20 protein-coding genes are annotated in these 22,829 nt (G+C 67.0%); 16 read left to right on the top strand and 4 right to left on the bottom strand.

The window, feature by feature from the left end; translation table 11 throughout:
• Positions 1 to 52 precede the first annotated feature (52 nt).
• The 5 genes from OHA70_RS03030 to OHA70_RS03010 are packed head-to-tail and all read left to right on the top strand — an operon-like array spanning position 53 to position 5,121.
• A complete protein-coding gene (locus OHA70_RS03030; RefSeq protein ID WP_328328244.1) occupies positions 53 to 847 on the top strand; it encodes a hypothetical protein in 795 nt (264 codons plus the stop codon).
• Positions 848 to 884: 37 nt separating this feature from the next.
• Positions 885 to 2,090 (top strand): threonine ammonia-lyase, encoded by a 1,206-nt coding sequence (gene ilvA, locus OHA70_RS03025; protein ID WP_328328242.1) that lies wholly within the window; start codon positions 885 to 887, stop codon positions 2,088 to 2,090.
• Positions 2,091 to 2,102: 12 nt separating this feature from the next.
• Entirely contained in the window at positions 2,103 to 3,443 is a 1,341-nt protein-coding gene (locus tag OHA70_RS03020) for an extracellular solute-binding protein (RefSeq protein WP_328328240.1), read from the top strand.
• A complete protein-coding gene (locus OHA70_RS03015) occupies positions 3,440 to 4,318 on the top strand; it encodes a carbohydrate ABC transporter permease (protein WP_328328238.1) in 879 nt (292 codons plus the stop codon). Before OHA70_RS03020 ends, OHA70_RS03015 begins: the two co-directional genes overlap by 4 nt.
• Complete coding sequence (locus OHA70_RS03010) at positions 4,315 to 5,121, top strand: carbohydrate ABC transporter permease (protein ID WP_328328236.1); 807 nt, start codon at positions 4,315 to 4,317, stop codon at positions 5,119 to 5,121. Before OHA70_RS03015 ends, OHA70_RS03010 begins: the two co-directional genes overlap by 4 nt.
• 14 nt (positions 5,122 to 5,135) lie before the next feature.
• On the opposite strand, the gene OHA70_RS03005 is transcribed toward OHA70_RS03010, so the two are convergent.
• The gene (locus OHA70_RS03005) at positions 5,136 to 5,561 is read right to left on the bottom strand and encodes a MarR family winged helix-turn-helix transcriptional regulator (protein ID WP_328328234.1); all 426 of its coding nucleotides are present in this window, start codon (positions 5,559 to 5,561) and stop codon (positions 5,136 to 5,138) included.
• 88 nt (positions 5,562 to 5,649) lie between these two features.
• On the opposite strand from OHA70_RS03005, the gene OHA70_RS03000 reads away from it, so the two are divergent.
• The 4 genes from OHA70_RS03000 (at position 5,650) to OHA70_RS02985 (ending at position 10,765) form a co-directional block, all read left to right on the top strand.
• Positions 5,650 to 7,152, top strand: a complete 1,503-nt coding sequence (locus OHA70_RS03000; protein WP_328328232.1) for an MFS transporter — start codon at positions 5,650 to 5,652, stop codon at positions 7,150 to 7,152.
• A gap of 230 nt (positions 7,153 to 7,382) precedes the next feature.
• Complete coding sequence (locus OHA70_RS02995; protein WP_328328230.1) at positions 7,383 to 8,579, top strand: hypothetical protein; 1,197 nt, start codon at positions 7,383 to 7,385, stop codon at positions 8,577 to 8,579.
• A 327-nt stretch (positions 8,580 to 8,906) separates the two neighbouring features.
• Entirely contained in the window at positions 8,907 to 9,929 is a 1,023-nt protein-coding gene (locus OHA70_RS02990) for an ATP-binding cassette domain-containing protein (protein ID WP_328328228.1), read from the top strand.
• Positions 9,926 to 10,765, top strand: a complete 840-nt coding sequence (locus tag OHA70_RS02985; RefSeq protein WP_328328226.1) for an ABC transporter permease — start codon at positions 9,926 to 9,928, stop codon at positions 10,763 to 10,765. Before OHA70_RS02990 ends, OHA70_RS02985 begins: the two co-directional genes overlap by 4 nt.
• 99 nt (positions 10,766 to 10,864) lie before the next feature.
• Here the strand turns inward: OHA70_RS02985 and greA are convergent, their stop codons facing one another.
• Positions 10,865 to 11,377 carry a transcription elongation factor GreA gene (greA, locus tag OHA70_RS02980; RefSeq protein ID WP_328328224.1) on the bottom strand — a complete coding sequence of 171 codons (513 nt, stop codon included), beginning with the start codon at positions 11,375 to 11,377 and terminating at the stop codon, positions 10,865 to 10,867.
• 193 nt (positions 11,378 to 11,570) lie between these two features.
• Entirely contained in the window at positions 11,571 to 12,047 is a 477-nt protein-coding gene (locus OHA70_RS02975) for a DUF4307 domain-containing protein (RefSeq protein WP_328328223.1), read from the bottom strand.
• A 35-nt stretch (positions 12,048 to 12,082) separates the two neighbouring features.
• Between OHA70_RS02975 and mca the strand changes: the two genes are divergently transcribed.
• The 3 genes from mca to OHA70_RS02960 all read left to right on the top strand — a co-directional run bounded on the left by mca (position 12,083) and on the right by OHA70_RS02960 (position 14,526).
• Positions 12,083 to 12,946, top strand: coding sequence for a mycothiol conjugate amidase Mca (gene mca / locus OHA70_RS02970; RefSeq protein WP_328328221.1), 864 nt, complete (start codon positions 12,083 to 12,085; stop codon positions 12,944 to 12,946).
• A 40-nt stretch (positions 12,947 to 12,986) separates the two neighbouring features.
• Positions 12,987 to 13,265 carry a hypothetical protein gene (locus OHA70_RS02965; RefSeq protein ID WP_328328219.1) on the top strand — a complete coding sequence of 93 codons (279 nt, stop codon included), beginning with the start codon at positions 12,987 to 12,989 and terminating at the stop codon, positions 13,263 to 13,265.
• 223 nt (positions 13,266 to 13,488) lie between these two features.
• Positions 13,489 to 14,526, top strand: coding sequence for a copper resistance D family protein (locus tag OHA70_RS02960; RefSeq protein ID WP_328328217.1), 1,038 nt, complete (start codon positions 13,489 to 13,491; stop codon positions 14,524 to 14,526).
• Positions 14,527 to 14,540: 14 nt separating this feature from the next.
• Here OHA70_RS02960 and OHA70_RS02955 read toward each other — a convergent pair whose 3' ends face one another.
• Positions 14,541 to 15,107, bottom strand: coding sequence for a Uma2 family endonuclease (locus OHA70_RS02955; protein WP_328328215.1), 567 nt, complete (start codon positions 15,105 to 15,107; stop codon positions 14,541 to 14,543).
• 131 nt (positions 15,108 to 15,238) lie between these two features.
• Between OHA70_RS02955 and OHA70_RS02950 the strand changes: the two genes are divergently transcribed.
• The 4 genes from OHA70_RS02950 (at position 15,239) to OHA70_RS02935 (ending at position 22,827) form a co-directional block, all read left to right on the top strand.
• Positions 15,239 to 17,278 carry a thioredoxin domain-containing protein gene (locus OHA70_RS02950; RefSeq protein WP_328328213.1) on the top strand — a complete coding sequence of 680 codons (2,040 nt, stop codon included), beginning with the start codon at positions 15,239 to 15,241 and terminating at the stop codon, positions 17,276 to 17,278.
• A gap of 224 nt (positions 17,279 to 17,502) precedes the next feature.
• The gene (locus tag OHA70_RS02945; protein WP_328328211.1) at positions 17,503 to 19,566 is read left to right on the top strand and encodes a M4 family metallopeptidase; all 2,064 of its coding nucleotides are present in this window, start codon (positions 17,503 to 17,505) and stop codon (positions 19,564 to 19,566) included.
• A 186-nt stretch (positions 19,567 to 19,752) separates the two neighbouring features.
• Complete coding sequence (locus OHA70_RS02940; protein WP_328335023.1) at positions 19,753 to 21,333, top strand: M4 family metallopeptidase; 1,581 nt, start codon at positions 19,753 to 19,755, stop codon at positions 21,331 to 21,333.
• A 75-nt stretch (positions 21,334 to 21,408) separates the two neighbouring features.
• Positions 21,409 to 22,827: a M20/M25/M40 family metallo-hydrolase gene (locus OHA70_RS02935; protein WP_328328209.1), complete on the top strand. Its 1,419-nt coding sequence runs from the start codon at positions 21,409 to 21,411 to the stop codon at positions 22,825 to 22,827.
• Positions 22,828 to 22,829 lie beyond the last annotated feature (2 nt).

Raw genomic sequence — 22,829 nt, 5'->3', positions numbered from 1 at the left:
GGTCGGCCGTAGCTGGCTGCAACCGATCGGGCACGGCGTGCGTCTGACAAGGATGTTCAAAGCTTTCAGAGCGCGGATGCGCCGGATCAAGGATCAGCTGGCCTTGCTGGAGCAGCTGAGAGTGCCGCTGGAAGAGCTGCCCGGTGGTCAGGAGCAGTGGATCCAGGACTCGATGGAGTGGCTGATCGAGCAGTTCGGATCGGACGTGTTCAACCGTCCGATCGTCCGGCCGTCAGCCTTCATCCCCGCCGGGTACGACGGCTCGGAGGCGGCGGCCCGGAAGTTGTTCGAGAAGGTCCGGGAGCGGATGGGGGTACCGCGTGGCCGGCTGGTGCTGCGCTTCGACCTGGACGACATCGACCCGGCGGTGATCCACACCAAGGCGCAGCGGCAATTGACCGGCGCCACCAGGCTCCGGTTCGGCTTGTGGGTGCCGGGCCGGAACCGCAACACCGTCTTCACCAGCAGACGGCTGCTCGGCGAGCCGTCGGTGCTGGTCGCGAACTTCGCCCACGAGATCGGTCACGAGCTGCTGATCGGCGAAGGCCGGATCACGTCCGACCGGCCCGATCACGAGTCGCTGACCGATCTGCTCTCGGTCTTCCAGGGCTTCGGCATCTTCGTGGCCAACGCCTCGTTCGGCCCACTGCCCGGCGGCGACCGCAACGGGACGATGGCGATGTCCTACCTCCGCGAGCGCGCGCTCAGCGACGCCCTCGCGTACTACGCCTTCCGCCGCGGCACCCGTGGCGTCCCACCCTGGGAGGACGAACTCGACCGCCCGGTCCGCTCCGGCCTGATCGCCCGCCTGAAACAATTACAAGACGCGGCTCAGCCGGGTAAATAAGCACCCACAACGCTCTGTCGCACTTAGTGTGGACAAGGTGAGCATCACTGCGGCTGAGATTGCCAGGGCAGCGGATCTGCTGCACGACGTGGTGGCGCCGACCCCGCTGGAGTACTCGCGGTGGTTGAGCGACCTGGTCGGCGGCGACGTCTTCCTCAAGTGCGAGAACCTGCAGCGGACCGGCTCGTTCAAGCTGCGCGGCGCGTACGTCCGGATGGCTCGGCTGTCGAAGAAGGAGCGGGCCCTCGGAGTCGTCGCGGCCAGCGCGGGCAACCACGCGCAGGGCGTCGCGCTCGCGGCCCAGTTGCTCGGCATCAAGGCGACGGTGTTCATGCCGCACGGCGCGCCGATCCCCAAGGAGAAGGCCACCCGGGCGTACGGCGCCGAGATCCGCTTCGTCGGTACGTCGATCGACGACTGCCTGATCGCGGCGCGGGCGTTCGAGGCGGAGACCGGCGCGATCCTGATCCACCCGTTCGACCACCGCGACATCGTCGCCGGCCAGGCGACCACCGGGCTGGAGATCGTCGAGCAGTGCCCGCAGGTCCGGACCGTCGTCGTACCGACCGGTGGCGGCGGCCTGATCGCCGGGATCGCGCTCGCGATGCAACGTGACGGGATGCCGATCGAGGTCGTCGGCGTCCAGGCGAAGGGCGCCGCGGCGTACCCGGCCTCGCTCGAAGCCGGTATGCCGGTGCAGCTCGAGAAGATGGCGACCATGGCGGACGGGATCGCCGTCGGGCTGCCCGGTACCGTCCCGTTCGGCGCGATCCAGAAGTACGTGGGCGACGTACTGACCGCCGATGAGAACTCGTTGTCGAAGGCACTCCTGCTGGTGCTCGAACGCGCCAAGCTGGTCGTCGAGCCCGCCGGTGCGGCCGCCGTCGCCGCAGTACTGGACAACCCGAAGCGGTTCAAGCCGCCGGTCGTCGTCGTCCTGTCCGGCGGCAACATCGACCCACTGCTGCTGATGCGAGTGATCCGTCACGGCATGGCCGCGGCAGGCCGGTACTTGTCCCTGCGAGTCCGCATTCCCGACACCCCTGGCGGGCTGGCGACCCTTCTCGGCCGGCTCGCCGAGGTGGAGGCCAACATCATCGAGGTGCTGCACGAGCGCATCTCGGAAACGCTGAACCTGGACGAGGTCGAGGTCGCGTTGCAGCTCGAGACCCGGGGTGAGGACCACCGCTCACGGGTACTGGCGAGCCTGAGCACCAACGGATACACGTACACCTTGAACTAGAAGGAGCTCCCCGTGAAGGTCGTCGCACTGGCTACAGCAGCGGTTTTGTTGCTCACGGCAGCCTGTACTCCGGGCGCCGACAACCCGAGTGGCGGTGCGAGCGCGCCGAGCTCGGTGAAGACCGACGCGGGCGCGCTGGGCGATGTGTCCCTGACCGTCTGGGACCAGGAGGTCCGTGGCGGGCAGGCGGCGCAGATGGCCGAGCTCAACAAGCAGTTCCAGGCGAAGTACCCGAACATCAAGCTCAAGCGGGTCTCGCGGTCCTTCGACGATCTCAAGACGACACTGCGGCTCGCCTTGTCCGGCAATGATGCGCCGGACGTAGTACAGGCGAACAACGGGCGCTCGGACATGGGGGAGTTCGTCAAGGCCGGGCAGTTGGTGCCGCTGGACAAGTGGGCGGACGCGTACAACTGGAAGAGCCGGTACCCGGCTTCGGTGCTGCAGTACTCGCGGTACTCGGCGGACGGCAAGACCTTCGGCGAGGGCAACCTCTACGGGATGCCGCAGGTCGGCGAGGTCGTCGGCATCTACTACAACAAGACCAAGCTCGCCGCGCTCGGGCTCGAGCCGCCGAAGACCTGGGGCGACTTCGAGAACGCGCTGGGCAAGGCGAAGGCGGCCGGCGAGCTGCCGATGCAGTTCGGCAACCTGGACAAGTGGCCGGCTATCCACGTCTTCGGCACGGTGCAGGACAAGAACGTGCCGGCCGAGCAGATCACCACGCTCGCCTTCGGACGGGCGGGAGCGTCGTGGAAGACGACGGAGAACACGAAGGCCGCTGAGACCTTGGTGTCCTGGGTGGACAAGGGGTACTTCAACCAGGGCTTCAACGGGCAGGGGTACGACCCGGCCTGGCAGGACTTCGGCAAGGGCAAGGGCGTCTTCCTGATCGCCGGTACCTGGTTGCAAGCCGATCTGCAGAAGGCGCTGGGCGACAAGGTCGGCTTCATGCTCCCGCCGGGCGCGACGGCCGACGAGAAGCCGGTCGTGACCGGTGGTACGGGGCTGCCGTTCGCCGTCACCAACAAGGCGAAGAACCCGGACGCGGCCGCGGCGTACATCAACTTCATCACCAGCCCGGATGCGATGAAGGTCCTCACCACTACCGGCAACTTGCCGATCGCGGACACCTCGGCCCAGCAGGCGCCTGCCGGTCTCGCGGCCGACATCTTCAACGCCTTCGGGACGGCCGTCGGCAAGGAGGGCCTGGTCCCGTACCTCGACTACGCGACGCCGACGATGTACGACACCCTCGGCGCCGCCCTCCAGGACCTGCTGGCGAAGAAGGCGACCCCGGCGCAGTTCGTCGACAAGATCGAGGCCGACTACAGCAAGTTCGCCGGAAAGTGAGTTCACCTCCCGGCGAGCCGCGCAAGATCGGCTATCTCTACATCCTGCCTGCTTTTTTGGTCTATGCGGCGTTTCTGCTCTATCCGCTCGGGCGGGCCGTGCATCTGTCGCTGTTCGAGTGGGACGGGATCACGCTCGGGAAGTTCGTTGGCCTGAGCAACTATGCGGACGTGATCGCGGACGGCGGGCTGCGCGCGGCCTTCGGGCATGCGCTGGTGCTGATCGTCTTCTACTCGGTACTTCCGGTGCTGATCGGGCTGGCGCTGGCGTCGGTGCTGCAGCGGGCTCGTGTTCGCGGCATGGGGTTCTTCCGGACCGTCGTGTTCCTGCCACAGGTGATCGCGATGGTGGTCGTCGCGGTGTCGTGGCGGCACATCTATGCGCCTGACGGGCCGCTGAACGACGTACTGCGGTTCCTTGGGCTCGACTCGGTTGCTCGGGGATGGCTGGGGGACTACACGTTTGCGTTGCCGGCCGTCGGGGTGATCGGGACGTGGTTCGAGACCGGGCTGGTCACCGTGTTGTTGCTGGCGGGGATGGCGCGGATTCCGGCTGAGCGGTATGAGGCCGCGCGGCTCGACGGGGCCGGTGCGGTGGCTGAGTTCTTCGCGGTGGTGCTGCCGGCGGTACGGGGTGAGATCGCGGTCGCGGTGACGTTGACGGTGATCGCGGCGCTGCGGACCTTCGACCTCGTCTACGTGACGACGAGTGGGGGACCGGGGAACTCGACCAGCGTTCCGTCGTATGAGGTGTATCACCGGGCCTTCGAGCTCGGGCAGGTCGGCTCGGCGGCGGCGATCGGGGTCTGTCTGACGATACTGATCTTCGTGATCACGCTGGGGGTCAATCGGCTGGCGGATCGGAGTACCTCGTGAGGGCGCCGCTGGCCGAGCGGGTGGGCAACTACCTGCTCTTGACGGTCTTCGGGTTGTTCGCGCTCGGGCCGATCGTGACGATCGTGGTGTCTGCTCTGGGGCCGGACGACGGCGGCGGTGGGTCCAGTGGGTTCGGCAACTTCGGGAAGGCCTGGGAGATCGGGCACTTCGGCAGCTACCTGCGGACCAGCGTGCTCGTCTCGGTCTTCGTGGTTCTGGTGAGCGTGCTGTTCTCAATCCTGAGCGGCTATGCCTTCGGGACGATGCGGTTCCGCGGCGCCGGGGTGCTGTTCTACCTGTTCCTGCTCGGCATCATGATGCCGACCGAGGCGATCGTCGTTCCCTTGTACTTCGATCTGCGCTCGCTCGGGTTGACCGACACGTTCTGGGCCGTCGCGTTGCCGCAGGTCGCGCAATCGGTTGCCTTTGGCACCTTTTGGATGCGGGCGTACTTCCGGTCGTCGAGCCGGTCGCTGGTGGAGGCTGCCCGGCTGGACGGTGCGGGGCATTGGCGGACGCTGTGGCTGGTACTGGTGCCGCCCGCGCGTCCGGCGTTGGTGACGTTGATCGTGCTCGTGTTCATGTGGACGTGGAACGAGTTCCTGATCCCGCTGGTGATGGTGACGAGCGAGTCGCTGCGGACCGCGCCGTTGGGGCTGGCGTTCTTCTCCGGGCAGTACACGTCCGGGTTCACGCTGCTCGCGGCCGGCGCGGTCATCGTGGGCACACCGGTGGTACTCGTCTACGCGTTCCTGCAACGCCACTTCATCGCGGGGATGTTGGAGGGCGCCCTACGGGAATGACGCTGCGGGAGTAGTTAGAGGGGCTCGCACGACTTGAGCAGCGGCGAGTGCAGGCGCTCGGCCAGCACTCGGCGGTGCGTTGGAGCTGCCTCGGTCTGCCGGAGCAGGCCTTCGTCCGTGAGCTTTACGTTGACCGCGCGGCGGTCCTCGTGGCACATCAGCCGCTCGACCAGGCCGGCGGTCTCCAGCCGGCCGATCACGCGGGACAGCGCGCTCTGGCTCAGGTGGACCGACTTGGCGATCGTCTGGACCTTCGCGGACTGCTCGGGCAGCTCAGCCAGCCGCTCGAGCACCTCGTACTCACTCATGCCCAGCCCGTGCTGCTGCAGCTCGCGATCGAGCGCACAGCCGATATCGGCGTGTCGAGCCAACAGCTCGCGCCAGATGCGGACATCGGCGCTGACTTCACCAGTCTCAGCGCTGACCTTCGTCTCGGTCATGGAGGTGACGTTATCATGCAACTGCATTCAATGCAAGCGCAATTAATGAGTAGACATTAGATGCAAGTGCATGCAATGCTCTCTTCTCGTGACACAAACAACAACGCACACCACATCTCCGGCTCGCCTGACCTGGGACGCGCGCCTCTGGGGCGCCCTCCTCGTGGTCTGCGGCGTGATCTTCCTCGACGGCCTGGACGTGTCCATGGTCGGTATGTCGCTGCCGTCCATCGGCGCCGACCTCGGCGTCTCGCTGTCGTCCCTGCAGTGGGTCGTCACCGGCTACGTTCTCGGGTACGGGGGGTTCCTGCTGCTCGGTGGCCGCACGGCCGACCTGCTCGGCCGTCGCCGCGTCTTCCTGATCGCGCTCGCCGTCTTCGCCGTGGTCTCGATGCTGAGCTCACTGGCCACCAACCCCGAACTGCTCATCGCCGCGCGGTTCGTGAAGGGCATCGCCGCCGCGTTCACCGCGCCGGCCGCGCTCTCGATCATCACCACCACCTTCCACGAGGGCCCGGATCGCAACCGCGCCCTCAGTGTCTTCACCACCTGCGCCGCCAGCGGCTTCTCGATGGGCCTGATCCTCGGTGGCCTGCTGACCGAGGTCGGCTGGCGCTGGACCTTCCTGATGCCCGGCCCGGTCGCGCTGATCGTGCTGCTGTTCGCGCTCAAGCTGATCCCGAACAGCCCGCGGGACGAGAGCGCCGGCGGGTACGACGTACCGGGTGCCGTCACCGTCACGGCCGGCATGCTGTCGCTGGTCTTCGCCGTCGTCGGCGCCGAAGGGGCCGGCTGGGCCTCCTTCCGCACCATCGGGCTCTTCGTTCTCGCTGCGGTCCTGCTCGCTGCCTTCGTGCTGATCGAGCTGAAGACCAAGCACCCGCTGGTCCGGCTCGGCATCTTCCGGCTGGGCAACCTGCGGCGGGCGAACCTGGCGATCATGACGGTGTTCGGGGCCTACGTGTCCTTCCAGTTCATCGGCACGCTGTACCTGCAGAACCTGCTCGGCTGGTCGTCGCTGCAGACCGCGCTCGGCTTCCTGCCGGCCGGCCTGATCGTCGCCTTCCTCTCGCCGAACGCCGGCAAGGTGGCCGACCGGATCGGTACCGAGCGGATGCTCGCGACCGGGATGGTGCTGTTCGTGGCCGGGTACGCGCTGTTCCTGCGGATCGGGCCGACGTCGGACTACCTGTCGACGGTGCTGCCGACGATGGTGCTGATCGGCCTGGGCTTCGCGATCAGCTTCCCGGCGGCCAACATGCAGGCGACGAACGGGGTCGACGACAACGAGCAGGGGCTCGCGTCGGGTCTGTTCAACACCTCGGCGCAGGTCGGCGGCGCGATCGTGCTGGCCATCACCACCGCGGTGATCGGCAGCCAGTCGCACGGCATCACGGCGCCGAGCGGGATGCTCTCGGCGTACAAGCCGGCTCTGGTCGTGATCATCGGGATCACCGTGCTGGGCGCGCTGGTCGGGTTCGCGGGGCTGCGTGGGCTGGCGGCGCGGCGGGCGGCCGAGGCGGCGGAGGTCGCTGAGCTGGAGGCAGTACAGAAAGAACTGGCGGACGAGGAAATGACTCCGGCCGCCTGAAACACATATGAACGGTGCGGGTCCCGGGCTACTCCGCCGGGGCCCGCACCTCGGGTTGCGGCCAGGACCGCCACCCCATCAATCACCCCATGCCCCGGCGCCGACACGCCTGGGCCTCGCGGCGAACCCGGTGGTTTGATGGGCTGGCGGTCCGCTCACCCCCGAGCCCGGGGGGAGTTGGGGGCCTTCCCCGATTGGTTTCGGACCTTCCGGGTGCTGGACTGGGGTACATGAGCGATCAGAGCAATCAGAGCGACTACGACCGACGGGTCCGAACCATCCTCGACCGAGTCGCCGCCGGCCACCTCACCACCGAAGAAGCCGCGACCCTGATCGCTGCCCTCCCCACCAACTCCACAGCCACCAACTCCACAGCCCCCACCTCGACAGCTCCCGCTGACTCAGCGGCCTCCGCCGACTCGGCGCCCAGCGACTCGGCTCCCGCTGACCGGAGTTTCGCGGGCTCAGCTGACTCGGCTCCTGCTGGTTCACCGGCACCGGCCGACGCGGCGGCTGCGGATGACTCGCCTTCGCCGTCCGTCTGGGCCGAGGTCGTCGACACTCCCGCCCCCAACGGCTCTCCGAAGCACGCGGCTGCTGCCTCCGAGGGCCAGGGGAGTGTGGTGGACGACGCTGCCGTAGTACCGGAGCCTGCTCCCGCTGTCGAGCCCGAGCCTGCCGCCGCGCCCGCCGCGCCCGCGCCAGCCGCCGAGCCTGCGGCGGCTGCCGAGCCGGTGCATGCGCCTACCGCTGAGCCGGTGGTTGAGGAGGAGACCCTCCACAGCGATCTGGTGGTGCCTTCGGGTGTGCGGCGGGTGACCATCCGGGCGATCGGCCGCCGGGTGCGGTTGATCGGGGAGCCTGCGGTGACCGGGGTCGCCGTGGACGGCCCGCATGTGATCAAGCGCGACGGCGACACCCTGGCGATCAACAGCGAAGGCGACATGGGCGTCTCGATCGACGGGCTGAGCATGTTGCGCAACCCGACCGATCTCAAGTCGCACGTGAACGGCTTCGCCAAGGAGCTGTCCATCCGGGTCAACCCGATGCTCCAGGTGGAGATCGAGGTGACCGGCGGCAGCGTTCACGCCGAGCGCCTCCCCGGCCTGTCCCGGGTCCGCGTCACCGCTGGTACCGCCAAGGTGACCGACGTCGACGGCCCGATCGACCTGCTCGTCCAGGCCGGTACCGCCACCCTCGACGCCCAGATCACCAAGGGCCGCTCCCGCGTCCGCGTCGAGTCCGGCTCCGCCAACGTCACCCTCCGCCGAGGCTCCGACGTCCGAGTCCACACCGAGGCCCAGCTAGGCCGCGTCTCCTGGACCGGCGCCGTCTCCGGCCAATCCAAAGACGTAGAAATAGGCCGAGGCCGAGCCGCCCTAGACGTAGAGGTCCTCGTCGGCAGCGCCCAGATCACCTCCGACTAACCGCTGCACCCGGACCGCCACCACACATCAACCTCCGCGCTCCGAGCGCTTGCAGGCTCAGCGGGCATCACGTTCGCCGCCGATCGGCGAGTTGGTGTGTGGCGGGGGTCCGCGACCGCCCGCCCGAGGTCCGCAGCGACGAGCGCTGGCAGGCACCGGACGCGGCCAAGGCGAGCAGGGGAGCGGCGATCATGCCGAGGCGGCTGCCGAGCTGGCTCAGCAGGTCCGCGATCCAGAGGCGGCGGAAGTCGGGCGGTAAACCTCTCGAAATTTGTCGGTGTGCTCCGACAGGATGACCTGCATCACATTCTGGAAGGAGCGGCTGCGATGGCTGCAATCGAGGCGAGCGGCCTCGTGAAGACGTTCAAGTCCCGCAAGAACACGGTCAAGGCGCTCGACGGCATCGATCTGGAGGTCCCCGAAGGCACCGTGCTCGGCCTGCTCGGGCCGAATGGCGCGGGCAAGACGACGGCCGTCCGGGTGCTCACCACGCTGATGCCGCCGGACGCGGGCAGTGCGCGGGTGCTCGGCCATGACGTGGTGAAGGAGGCCGACACCGTCCGCAGTTTGGTCGGGCTGTCGGGACAGTACGCCGCTGTTGACGAGCTGCTCACCGGCCGGGAGAACCTGTGGATGTTCGGCCGCCTGTACCGCCTGAACAGCCGGCAGGCCAAGCAACGAGCCGACGAGCTGCTCGAGACCTTCGACCTGACCGACGCGGCCGACCGGATCCTGAAGACGTACTCCGGCGGCATGCGCCGGCGGCTCGACCTCGCGGGCTCGCTGATCGCCCATCCCAAGGTGCTGTTCCTGGACGAGCCGACGACCGGGCTCGACCCGCGCAGCCGGCTCGACCTGTGGAAGATCATCCGCGACCGGGTCAGCGAAGGGGTGACAATCCTGCTGACCACGCAGTACCTGGAAGAGGCCGACGAACTGGCTGACAGCATCGCGGTGGTCGACCACGGCTCGGTGATCGCGCGTGGCACCGCGGACGAGCTGAAGGCGAAGGTGGGTGGCGAGCGGATCGAGGTCGTCGTGCACGAGCCGGACGAGACTTACCGGGCGCTCGAGTTGCTGATGGCGGCGCTGGAGGTCACCGATCCGGAGTCGACCACACTCGACAAGCACAGCAAGCGGCTGACGATGCCGGCGCCGGGTGGTTCGGAGGCGCTGGTCGCGGTGATCCGCACGCTCGACGGCGCCGGGATCCGGATCGCCGACATCGGGCTGCGCCGGCCGACGCTCGACGACGTGTTCCTCAGCCTGACCGGGCACGCGACCGAAGAGGACAGCCAGGCCGCGGACGAGGCGGTCGGTAGTACCGACCCGAAGAAGGTGAAGGCATGAGCACGACCGGTACTCCGGTGAAGGTGAGCCCGCTCGCTCGCGCGGTGTCGGACGCGGGCATCCTGGCCTGGCGGAGTCTGAAGCGGATTCCGCGGACACCGGACATGCTGATCTACGCCACCATCCAGCCGATCATGTTCGTGCTGCTGTTCGCGTACGTCTTCGGCAACGCGATCCCGATCCCGGGCTTCCCGGGGGCACGGGCGTACCGCGAGTTCCTGATGTCCGGGATCTTCGCGCAGACGATGGCGTTCGCGGTCGCCTCGGCCAGCGTCGGGCTGGCCGACGACATGTCGAAGGGGTTGATCGACCGGTTCCGGTCGCTGCCGATGGCGCGTTCGGGGGTGATCGCCGGGCGGGTGATCGGGGACGTCATCTTCAACGCGTTCGTGATGCTGATCATGGTGATCTGCGGCTTCATCGTCGGCTGGCGCTGGCACAACGGCATCGGCAATGCCTTTGCCGCGTTCGCGATCCTGCTGCTGTTCGCCTTCGCCATGCTCTGGGTGGGCGCCTTGATCGGCTTGTCCGTAGGCGGTCCCGAAGTCGCCGCCTCAGCCGGTCTGATCTGGCTCTTCCCGCTGACGTTCCTCTCGAACGCCTTCGTCCCCACGCCCAACCTGCCCAGCGGCCTGCAACCGGTCGCCGAGTGGAACCCGATCTCGTCGATCGTGGCTGCCTGCCGTCATCTCTTCGGCAACCCCAGCCCGTTCGCCAGCCCCGACGGCTTCCCGGCCCAGCACCCGGTCTGGCTCTCCCTGATCTGGTGCACCGCCATCATCGCCGTCTTCGCCCCACTAGCCGTCAACAAGTACCGCCGCGCAACCGGCCACTGACCCGCCAGGTTTGGCGACCTTGAACATGAAACGGCGACCTTGAACAAGAAATAACTTGTTCAAGGTCGCCGGTGGTTGTTCAAGCCCACTACACGTGGGTCAGCCCTTGAAGGGGACCGCCGCGACGATCTCGACCGTGACGGGCTTGCCGTTCGGGGCCTCGTAGGTGGCCTTCTCGCCCTTCTTCTTGCCCAGGATGGCTGAGCCGAGGGGGGACTGCGGCGAGTAGACGTCGATGTCCACCGAGGTGTCCAGGGCGAGGAGTTCGCGGGAGCCGAGCAGGAACGTCTCGACGTCGTCGTCACCGGCGAACTTGATCGAGACCTTCATGCCGGGCTCGACCTTGCCGCCGGCCTTCGGGGTCTCGCCGACGCGGGCGCGGCGCAGGATGTCCTCGAGCTGCCGGATCCGGGCCTCCATCTTGCCCTGCTCGTCCTTGGCGGCGTGGTAGCCGCCGTTCTCCTTCAGGTCGCCCTCGTCGCGCGCGTCGCTGATCCGCTGGGTGATCTCGGTCCGGCCGGCGCCCTTCAGCTCCTCGAGCTCGGACTTCAGCTGGTCGTAACCATCCTGTGTCAGCCAGACAACGCTGTCCTCGTCGATCTTCTGCGTCATGGCTGCTCCTTTGTCGATGGGATGGGGGCGTAGAAAAAGGCTGAGGCCGCCGTCGTCGACGGCGACCAATCCACTGAGCGTAGCAAGACAGCGCTCAGAACCCCACAGTTCTTCGCTTTCTCAAACACTTGGCAAACGCTTACCATCGCCAGCGAGGCAATCGTTTGCCCCGCCCGGAAACCGGGTATACGGACTAGTTCGGCCGATGCGCGTCAGCAGTGGTGCAACCGACCAGTACGACGGCAGTCGCGGCCCGCTGGGTTGTCACTTTGGCGTCGACGGTCTGCTGACGCGGAGAGTCCGGCGAAACCGTCACGGTCACCTCGCCGACGATCGAGAAATCGGCCGCTTTCGCCTGCAGCCGGCACTGCGCCTCGACCGATTTGCTCCGGTCGACCTGGATGGTCGCGGACGCCGAGGTCGCAGACTCGATCTTGAAGCCGATCAGCCGCGACGAGACCGGCGGGTTGGACGAAATGAACGCGGCCCACATCAGCCAGACCAGCCCGATCACGGCGACTACGGCCACGCCCGCGATCAGGAGAACCCGGCGACTGGGACCGGTCCGCCCGTACCGGGCATCCAGCGCAGCGCTCGTACCGGCGTCGGTACCGGCGCTCGTACCAGTGCTCGAACTGGTGCTGGTACCGGCTGGTCGTGGGTCGGTCACTGGTTCTCCTCGGGCTTGGAGGACCATTGTGTCTTGTGACTGAAGATCTTCGCCTACTGCATGTCCACGCACACCCTGACGACGAGTCCAGCAAGGGCGCCGCATCGACCGCCCGGTATGTCGCCGAAGGCGTCGACGTGATGGTCGCGACCTGTACCGGCGGCGAACGCGGCTCGATCCTCAACCCGAAGATGGACCGGCCCGAAGTACTGGCGAACATCACCGAGATCCGCCGCAAGGAGATGGACGCGGCCCGCGAGATCCTCGGTGTCCGGCAGGAGTGGCTCGGCTGGATCGACTCGGGCTTCCCCGAGGGCGACCCGCTGCCGCCGCTGCCGGAGGGCTGCTTCGCGTCGCTCAAGGTCGAGGACGCCGCGGCCCCGCTGGTGAAGCTGATCCGTGAGTTCCGTCCGCAGGTCGTGACGACGTACGACGAGAACGGCGGCTATCCGCATCCCGATCACGTGATGTGCCACCAGATCACGGTGGCGGCGTTCGAGGCGGCCGGCGACCCGGACGCGTACCCGGAGCTCGGTACGCCGTACCAGCCCTTGAAGCTGTACTACCACCACACCTTCCACCGCGAGCGGATGAAGGCGCTGCACGACGCGATGATCGCGCGCGGCCTCGAATCGCCGTACGCCGACCGGCTGAAGGACTGGAAGCCGGACCCGGAGAACGAGAAGCGGATCACCACCCGCGTCGAGTGCGCCGAGTACTTCGAGCTCCGCGATCGCGCCCTGCTCGCCCACGCGACCCAGATCGACCCGGACGGCGCGTGGTTCGCAGTACCGCTGGAGGTTCACCAGCAGGCCTGGCCGACCGAGGACTACGAGCTGGCCCGCACGCTGGTGGACTCCGAACTGCCTGAAGACGACCTCTTCGCGGGGTTGCGCTGAGGGCGGGAGCAGCCGGTGAGAGACTGGAGAGGTGACAGCGATGACCCGAGTTCTGACCATCAGCCCGCCGATGACCGAGATCGATCCGAACTCGGTCAGGCCCGGCTGGGTCGCGCTGCTGATCGTCCTGGTACTTGGTGGCGCCACCGTCCTGCTGTGGCGCAACATGGGCAAGCAGCTGAAGCGGATCGACTTCGACCCGGACGCCGGTGCTCGCGACCGAGCACCGTCCGACGTCCCGACGGCCACGGCCGACTCGGCGAGCCCGGCTGGCGCTGCCGAGCAGGCGGCTGAAACCTCGGAACCACCCAAGAAGTAGGCATCCGGTGACTCGGGGTGAATGGCGCCCCGAGTCGATGCCTTGAGCAACGGGTTGACGGTTGGGTGGGGTCGCGGACGGCGTCTGCGATCGCCGAAAGTCACGGTGGAGCAACCGTTTGCTTCCCAGTGGTCACGAGATGGTGTCGTGCGCAGCTATCTGTTAGATAGCTCACCTATAGTGTGCGCGTGTCCATCCATGGTGCCGAGGGCGGGAACGCTCTGTGACTACGACCCGCGCCACCCGCGTAGCCCGGCACCGCATGCCCGGCCGCCTGGTCGCGGGGGGCGCGAGTGCCGTCGCGGTGGCCGCCGTGGCGATGGTGATCGCCCTGTACTCCGCCGGCAGCGAACCGAAGACCGGGGATGACGGGCTCGGCGGTCCCGGCCTGCTGGTCGAATGGCTGCTGCCGTTGTTCAGGCTGCTCTCCACGATGGCGACCGTCGGGTGCGCCGGTGCCCTGTTGGCAGCAGTCGTGTTGCTGCGTACCGACGGCGGACCGCTCGGTATGCAAGGGCGACGGGCGATCCGCGACGCCAGCAACTCCGCCATCATCTGGGCGGTCTGCTCCTTCGCCGGCGCGGTACTGACCGCGGCGATCCTGCTCGCCACCCCGGTCAACCTGTTGCGTCTCCGGCTGGACGACGCGCTCGCCGTCCCCGAGGTCAAGTCGCTGCTGATCACCGGCATCCTCGTCGTCGCGCTGGCGGTCGGCATCCGCCGCGCCGAGACTTCCTCAGCCGCCGGACTCGGCGTACTGGTCGCGATCGCCGCCCTGGTCCCACCAGCACTGACCGCCTTCCCACGCAACGAGTCATACGTCGTACTCGCGGGCGCGGCCCTGGTCATCCACGTGATCGCCGCGACCAGCTGGGTAGGCGGCCTCGCAGGCCTGGTCCGCTACGGCCGAGCCAGCCGCAACGGCCTACCGCTAGTCCTAGAACGCTTCAGCCAGGTGGCACTACTGTCCTCGATCGCTGTTCTACTCAGCGGCCTGATCAGTGCCGCCGGCCGCCTGGCAGCCAAAGGCGGCGGCTTCGGCAAGATCCCCGACATCCTCACCTCAGACGCCTACGGCGCCTTGCTCCTGGTGAAAACCGTCGCCTTCCTCATCCTCATCATCGGCGGCTGGTTCCACCGCCGCCACACCATCGGCGACCTGGACACCCCCGGCAACCGCTTCTGGCAGCTAGTAGCCGGCGAACTCCTCATCATGGCCGTAGCCATAGGCCTCTCCATAGCCCTGGCCCAGACCATCTAGTACTGCTGGTGGAATCAGAGCGCGCCGAGGTCGATTTCCAGCTGGAACGGCAGGGAGGTTTTGATGACACCGGTGCAGACGTCGCCATCGCGGTAGACGCCACTCGCTGGGTCCAGTACGTAGGTATAGACCACCGGTACGCCGGTAACTGCCTGCTCAACACGCCAGTAGAAGGCGATACCGGCCTTCGCGTACTGGTCGGCCTTGACGATCCGGTCGGTGGTCTCCGATCCGGGCGAAACCACCTCGACGATGAGTAGTACGTGCTCGGGTCGGGTGGGCGCGACATCGATGGTGTCCGCCCGGTAGACCACGACGTCTGGGCGCCGATTGGTCAGTGGGACGTCCTGGAGCCGGACGTCGAAATCCGTGTCGGCGTTCCAGTCCTGGCCGGCTGCGAGATCCAGCCCATTCGCCAGAATCCGTGCCAGCCGGTTGTGTCGCTTGGAAGCGCTCGGGGTCACTACGACCATCCCGTCGACGATCTCGATGCCGGCGCATTGTTCGGCCGACCAGGAGTCGTACTGCTCAGCGGTGATCTGGGAATGCATCCACGCCGGAGCGACCATATCCGCGGTCACGGTGTACCTCCCCTGGGTCAGCGACGGGCCGGTGGTGCAGGACTCAGGATACTCGGGGCGGCGACATAGATGGTGTCCACAGCGCGGTTGGTCCTGCCGAGCCGTCTTCACGGACTCCCTAGTGTGGGGGCATGGCCTCCAATGAGCTAGCCAAGTCCACTTCGCCTTATCTGCGGCAGCACGCCGGCAACCCTGTGCATTGGCGGGAGTGGGCTGAGGGGGTTTTCTCGGAGGCTCGGGAGCGGGATGTGCCGGTGTTTTTGTCGGTGGGGTATTCGGCTTGTCATTGGTGTCATGTGATGGCGCACGAGTCGTTCGAGGATGAGGCGACGGCGGCTTATCTGAACGAGAACTTCGTTTGTGTGAAGGTGGATCGGGAAGAGCGGCCGGATGTGGATGCGATCTACATGCAGGCGACGGTGGCGATGACCGGGCAGGGTGGGTGGCCGATGTCGGTGTTCCTGACGCCGGATGCGGAGCCGTTCTTCTGTGGGACGTACTTTCCGTCGGAGCCGCGGCATGGGATGGCGTCGTTCCGGCAGGTACTGGAGTCGTTGGTCCACGCGTGGCGGACCAAGCGGGAGGACATCGACAAGGTGGGGCGGTCGGTCGTCGAGCAGCTGGGGGCGCGCGGGGCGGTCGCCGAAGGGGTGATGGACGACGCGACGTTGGAGCGGGCGGTCGCGTTGCTGAAGGTGGACTTCGATCCGGTGGACGCGGGGTTCGGGCGGGCGCCGAAGTTCCCGCCGTCGATGGCGGTCGACTTCCTGTTGCGGAACCATCGGCGGACCGGTTCCACGGAGGCGTTGGAGATGGTCGCGCAGACGTGTGAGCGGATGGCGCGGGGTGGGATGTACGACCAGCTGGCCGGTGGGTTCGCGCGGTACAGCGTCGACGGGCAGTGGGTCATCCCGCACTTCGAGAAGATGCTCTACGACAACGCGCTGCTGCTGGACGTCTATACGCAATGGTGGGCGATCACGGAGGAGCCGCTCGCCGAGCGGATCGCTCTCGAGACGGCTGACTTCCTGCTCGCGGAGTTGCGCACACCCGAGGGTGGGTTCGCTTCGGCGCTCGACGCTGATACCGAGGGCGAAGAGGGCCGGTACTACGTATGGTCGCCCGCTGAGCTGCACGAGTTGCTCGGTGCGGATGCCGACTGGGTGATAGACCTCTGCGACGTCACCGGCACGTTCGAGCACGGCACCTCGGTGCTCCAGTTGCGTCGCGATCCGGATGATCTGGCTCGCTGGCAGAAGGTTCAGTCGGTACTACGGGACGCGCGACGCGGCCGGACGTATCCCGGCCGCGATGACAAGGTGGTGGCGGCGTGGAACGGTCTTGCGATCACGGCGCTTGCGCGGACGGGCGTCGTACTGGCGAAGCCGGAGTACGTCGAGGCTGCGGTCGCCGCGGCTGAATTGGTCCGGACCGTGCATCTGGATCAGTCCGGAATCCTGCGGCGGACGTCGCGCGATGGAGTGGTCGGGTCGGCGCATGGGGTGCTGGAGGACTATGCGGCGTATGCGCAGGCGTGTCTGACGCTGGTCGGGGTGACTGGTGAAGCTGCCTGGCTGGAGCTTGCGCAAAGCCTGCTGGACCGGGTGCTTGAGCAGTTTGTTGCCGACGGCATCTTCTATGACACGGCGGCCGATGCCGAGACGCTGGTCTGGCGCCCCCAAGACGCAACCGACAACGCCAGTCCCTCTGGAGTCTCCCTAGCAGCCGAAGCATTCAGCACCCTCGCTTCCCTGACCGGATCGGCCCGCTACGAGGCTGCCGCCCAGCAAGCACTGCAAATGTCCGCAGCCATCGCAACTCGAGCTCCCCGCTTCGCGGGGAGAGCTCTCGCGGTGGCGGAGACGATTGCCGCAGGCCCCCTGGAGGTAGCCGTCATCCGCGGCCCTGCGGGCCGCGTCGACGGCGAGCCGGAAGGCGAAGTCGCCCCGGTCGGCGGCGGTGACTTTGCTGGGTTGTTGCGGGTTGCGGTGAAGGATTCGCCGTGGGGGACCGCGATCGCAAGTGGTCTGGCTGGGAGTGGGGTGCCGTTGCTTGAGGGGCGGGGGCTGGTGGGTGGGGAGGCGGCCGCGTTCGTGTGTCAGCGGTTTACCTGCAAGTTGCCGGTTGTGTTGCCGGAAGACCTTCGGCGTGAGTTGAAGACCACTCGCTGACCCCTTGCGGAAGTGCGGGTTTTCCCTGTCATTTCGGCGGAATCACTTGACTGCGGCTCCGACGGAGGACAGAGTCCTCCCTCAGTCGGATGTAACAGAACTCGCATGTGCTGACACACAGTGTCACAAGTAGGCAGTGGCACTGCTGGGCCAGATATCCGGCGTCCCCCCAATGAACTGGTCGTTGCGCCCAAACAGCGACCACACCGTGAGGAGATGTTGTCTTGAAACGACTGACATCAGCAGGGGCGGTGGTCATCGTCGCAGCCGCGGGGCTGGCGATGTCGCCCGCAGGAGCCGCCAACCGTACGGCTCCGCTTCCCGCGTCCGGCTTCAACCAGCCGGCCGCTGTGCAGGCAGAGTCCGCGCTGACCGCGCAGACCGCCACCGCTCTCGGACTGGCCGGCGGTGAGGTGCTCAAGGTCCGCGATGTCGTCAAGGATGCCGACGGCACCGAGTACGTCCGCTACGACCGGACCTTCAACGGTCTCAAGGTCGTCGGCGGCGACCTGATCGTGCACCGCGACGGCGCGGCGATCAGCAACGTCACCTACAACCGCGGTGCGAAGGCCGTCGGGGTCACCTCGACCAAGCCGACGCTGTCCCAGGCCGCCGCCCTGGCCAAGGGTTCGAAGTCCGCCGACTTCAAGGCCACCAGCAACAAGGGGACGCTGGTCGTCTTCGTCACGCCGACCAAGCCGGTCCTCGCCTACGAGGTCGTCACCAGCGGGGTCAAGGCCGACCAGACGCCGTCGGTCCTGCACTCCTTCATCGACGCCAAGACCGGCGCGGTGCTGGACCAGGACGACGAGATCAAGACCGGTACCGGTAACTCGATGTACTCCGGCACGGTCACCCTCGGTACGTCCGGCAGCTCGGGCAACTACTCGATGACCGACCCCGGCCGCGGTGGCAACTGGACCACGGACCTGAACGGTGCGACCTCCGGTAACGGAACCACCTTCACGGACCCGGACGACACCTGGGGCACCGGTGCGGCCTCGAACCGGCAGACCGCCGGCGTCGACGCGCACTACGGCACCCAGGAGACCTGGGACTACTACAAGAACGTCTATGGCCGCAACGGCATCTTCAACAACGGCCAGGGCTCGCGGTCCCGCGTGCACTACGGCAACGCGTACGTGAACGCGTTCTGGGACGGCACCCAGATGACGTACGGCGACGGTTCCGGGAACACCCACCCGCTGACCGCCATCGACGTGGCCGGCCACGAAATGAGCCACGGTGTCACCGAGGCCTCCGCCAACCTGAACTACTCGGGTGACGCGGGCGGCCTGAACGAGGCCACCTCGGACATCTTCGGCACCTCGGTCGAGTTCTACGCCAACAACGCCAGCGACGTCGGTGACTACCTCATCGGCGAGAAGATCAACATCAACGGCGACGGCACCCCGCTGCGCTACATGGACAAGCCGTCGAAGGACGGTGCCAGCAAGGACTGCTGGACGACCAGCACCGGTGGGCTCGACCCGCACTACTCCTCCGGCCCGCTGAACCACTGGTTCTACCTGGCCTCCGAGGGCTCCGGCGCCAAGACGATCAACGGCGTCTCCTACAACAGCCCGACCTGCGACGGCTCGACCGTCACCGGTGTCACCCGTGAGGTGGCGGCCAAGGTCTGGTACCAGACCCTGACCACCAAGCTGACCTCGGGCAGCACCTACAAGGACGCCCGTGAAGGCGCGATCACAGTCGCCAAGGCCCTGTACGGCGACAACTCGTCGCAGTGCCTCGGCATCCAGGCCGCGTTCAACGCCATCACCGTCCCGGCCGGCGCTGCCAGCTGTGGCGCGGTCATCCCGCCGACCGGCTCCGAGCGCCTCGTGAACGGTGGCTTCGAGTCCGGCACCGCCAGCTGGACCGGTACGTCGGGTGTCATCGTCAACGGTGGCACGAAGCCGGCTCACGGTGGTACCTGGAAGGCCGTTCTCGGCAACAAGGGCACCACCTCCACGCAGAACATCGGCCAGTCCGTCGCGGTCCCGGCCGGTGCCACCTCGGCCCAGCTGTCGCTGTGGATCCGGATCGACACCGCCGAGACCACCACCTCGACGGTGTACGACAAGGTGCAGGTCCAGGTCGTGAACGGCTCCACCACCACGACGCTGGCGACGTACTCCAACCTGAACAAGAACACGACGTACACGCAGAAGACGTTCAACGTCGGCGCGTACGCCGGTAAGACGATCACGGTGAAGTTCCTCGAGAACGAGGACTCCTCGCTGCAGACCAGCTTCGTCGTCGACGACGTGTCGCTGATCGGCTAGTCAGCACCCTGCTCGTCCCGAATCACCGGTCCGGGGGCGGCTGCCGCCCTGGTCTGCCCCCGGACCGACCCCAGTTTCCTCCCGTTGCGCGGGAGTGATCCCTGCCGCGAAGCACGTGTACCAAGCGAAAAACGATCGCTGCGCCCATTCAGCGACGAAACCGTGAGGAGTGCTGTTGTGAAGAGAATGACATCTGTAGCCGCAGTCGCCGTTCTGGCGGCTGCGGGCCTGGCCATCGCGCCCGCCGGCGCGTCTGTTCGCTCCGCCCCGTTGCCCGCTTCCGGCTTCGACCAGCCGGCCGCGGTCCAGTCCGAGCAGACGCTGTCCGCGAAGACCGCGGCCGCGCTCGGCCTGGGCAAGGGTGAGGTGCTCCAGGTCAAGGACGTGGTGAAAGATGCCGACGGCACCGAGTTCGTCCGGTACGAGCGGACGTACAACGGGCTGAAGGTCGCCGGCGGCGACATGATCGTGAAGCGCGCTGGTGACGGTGCGATCAGCGGCGTCACCTACAACCGCAACGCGACCGGGGTCGGCGTCAAGTCGACCAAGCCCACGCTGTCGCAGTCGGCGGCGCTGGCCAAGGGTGCGAAGGCGGCCGGCTTCAAGGCCACCGGCAACAAGGGCACGCTGGTCGTGTACGTGACGCCGGCCAAACCGGTACTGGCCTATGAGGTCGTCACCACCGGGGTCAAGGCCGACCAGACCCCGTCGGTGCTGCACTCGTTCATCGACGCGAACACCGGTGCGCTGCTGGCCTCCGACGACGAGGTCAAGACAGGCACCGGCAAGTCGATGTACGCCGGTACGGTGACGATCGGTACGTCGGGCAGCGCGCCCAACTTCGTCATGAAGGACACCTCCCGTGGCGGCAACTACACCACGGACCTGAACGGTGGATCGTCCGGCGCCGGCACCACCTTCACCGACGCGGACAACACCTGGGGCACCGGTGCGGCTTCGAACCGGCAGACCGCCGGCGTCGACGCGCACTACGGCTCCCAGCTGACCTGGGACTACTACAAGAACGTCCACGGCCGCAACGGCATCTTCAACAACGGTCAGGGCGCCCGCTCCCGCGTGCACTACGGCAACGCGTACGTGAACGCGTTCTGGGACGGCACCCAGATGACGTACGGCGACGGCTCGGGCAACACGCACCCGCTGACCGCCATCGATGTCGCGGGGCACGAGATGAGCCACGGTGTCACCGAGGCGACCGCCGGCCTGAACTACTCCGGCGACGCGGGCGGCCTCAACGAGGCCACCTCCGACATCTTCGGCACGATGGTGGAGTTCTACGCGAACAACTCGTCCGACGTCGGTGACTACCTCATCGGCGAGAAGATCAACATCAACGGTAACGGCACCCCGCTGCGCTACATGGACAAGCCGTCGAAGGACGGTCGCAGCAAGGACTGCTGGACGACCAGCACCGGCGGTCTGGATCCGCACTACTCCTCCGGCCCGCTGAACCACTGGTTCTACCTGGCCTCCGAGGGCACCGGCTCCAAGACCATCAACGGTGTCAGCTACAACAGCACCGCCTGCAACGGCACCACGTTCGCCGGCGTCGGCCGGGACGTGGCTGCCAAGGTCTGGTACCGCACGCTGAGCACGAAGCTCAGCTCGGGCTCGACCTACAAGGACGCCCGCAACGGTGCGATCACCTCCGCCAAGGAGCTTTACGGCGCTGGTTCCGCGCAGTGCAAGGGCATTCAGGCCGCCTTCAGCGGCATCTCGGTACCGGCAGGCTCAGCAGCCTGCTAACACTTGGTCCCGGCGCGGGTCTCATCAGGATCCGCGCCGGGGCCTTTCCTTTGTGAGGCAAAGGAGTATCCGCCCATGCTCAAGTCCCCTCTGTACGGCGTACTCGGCACCGCTCTGGTCGCCACCGCCGTCCTCGTCCCCGGCGGCCCCGCCCAGGCCGTCGACTCACCCGACATCTCCGTCACCAACACCAAGGCGCACCTGGACCAGCTCCAGTCGATCGCCACCGCCAACAGCGGCAACCGCTACACCGGCCGCCCCGGCTACCTCGCCTCCGCCAACTGGGTGAAGTCGAAGCTCGACGCGGCCGGCTTCACCACCACGCTGCAGTCGTTCTCGACATCGGCCGGTACGTCGTACAACGTGATCGCCGAATGGCCGCAAGGCGACGCGAACCACGTCGTGATGACCGGCTCGCACCTCGACAGCGTCAGCGCCGGGCCGGGCATCAACGACAACGGCAGCGGCAGTGCGGGCGTCCTGGAGACCGCACTCGCCTACGCCGCCAGCGGCCAGGTACCCAAGAATCGCTTGCGTTTCGGCTTCTGGGGAGCCGAGGAGCTCGGCCTGCTCGGGTCGAAGTACTACGTCAACAACCTGCCCGCGGCCGAGCGCGCCAAGATCGAGCTGTACCTGAACTTCGACATGATCGCCTCGCCCAACCCGGGCTACTTCGTCTACGACGACAACCCGGCCGGCAACGGCGCGCGCGACGATCTGAAGAACTACTTCACCAGCAAGAGCATTCAGACCGAGTACATCGACGTGCAGGGCCGGTCCGACCATGCGGCCTTCCGGTCACTCGGGATCCCGACTGCCGGGACCTTCTCCGGCGCCGAGGAGATCAAGACGTCGGCCCAGGCGACCAAGTGGGGCGGTACGGCGAACACCGCGTTCGACGCCTGCTACCACCGGTCCTGCGACACCATCAACAACCTCAATCTGACGTCGCTCGACCGTCAGATCGACGCGATCGGTTACATGATCTGGAACTACGCCCAGAAGGACTACGGCCCGGTCACTCCGCCGACCGGCACCAACCTGATCCAGAACCCCGGCTTCGAGTCGGGCGCGGCGAACTGGACCGGTACCAACGGTGTCATCACCAACAGCAGTTCGAAGCCCGCGCACGCCGGCACCTACAAGGCCTGGCTGCAAGGCAATGGCAGCACCAGCACCGAGAACACCGGCCAGTCGGTGGCCATCCCGTCGACGGCGACCGCCGCGGCCCTCTCGTTGTGGATCCGGATCGACACCGCTGAGACCACCACCTCGACCGTGTACGACACGGTGAAGGTGCAGGTGGTCGACGGGTCGACCACGACCACGCTGGCGACGTACTCGAACCTGAACAAGAACACGACGTACACCCAGAAGACGTTCAACGTCCTTGCCTACAAGGGCAAAACGGTGACCGTCAAGTTCCTCGGCGCCGAGGACTCGTCACTGCAGACGAGCTTCGTGATCGACGACGTGGCGCTCACCACGAGCTGAGA

This window comes from Kribbella sp. NBC_00382, assembly GCF_036067295.1.
Classification (GTDB): domain Bacteria; phylum Actinomycetota; class Actinomycetes; order Propionibacteriales; family Kribbellaceae; genus Kribbella.
Note: the sequence above shows the minus strand (reverse complement) of the source record. Positions and strands in the feature narration are given on the sequence as shown.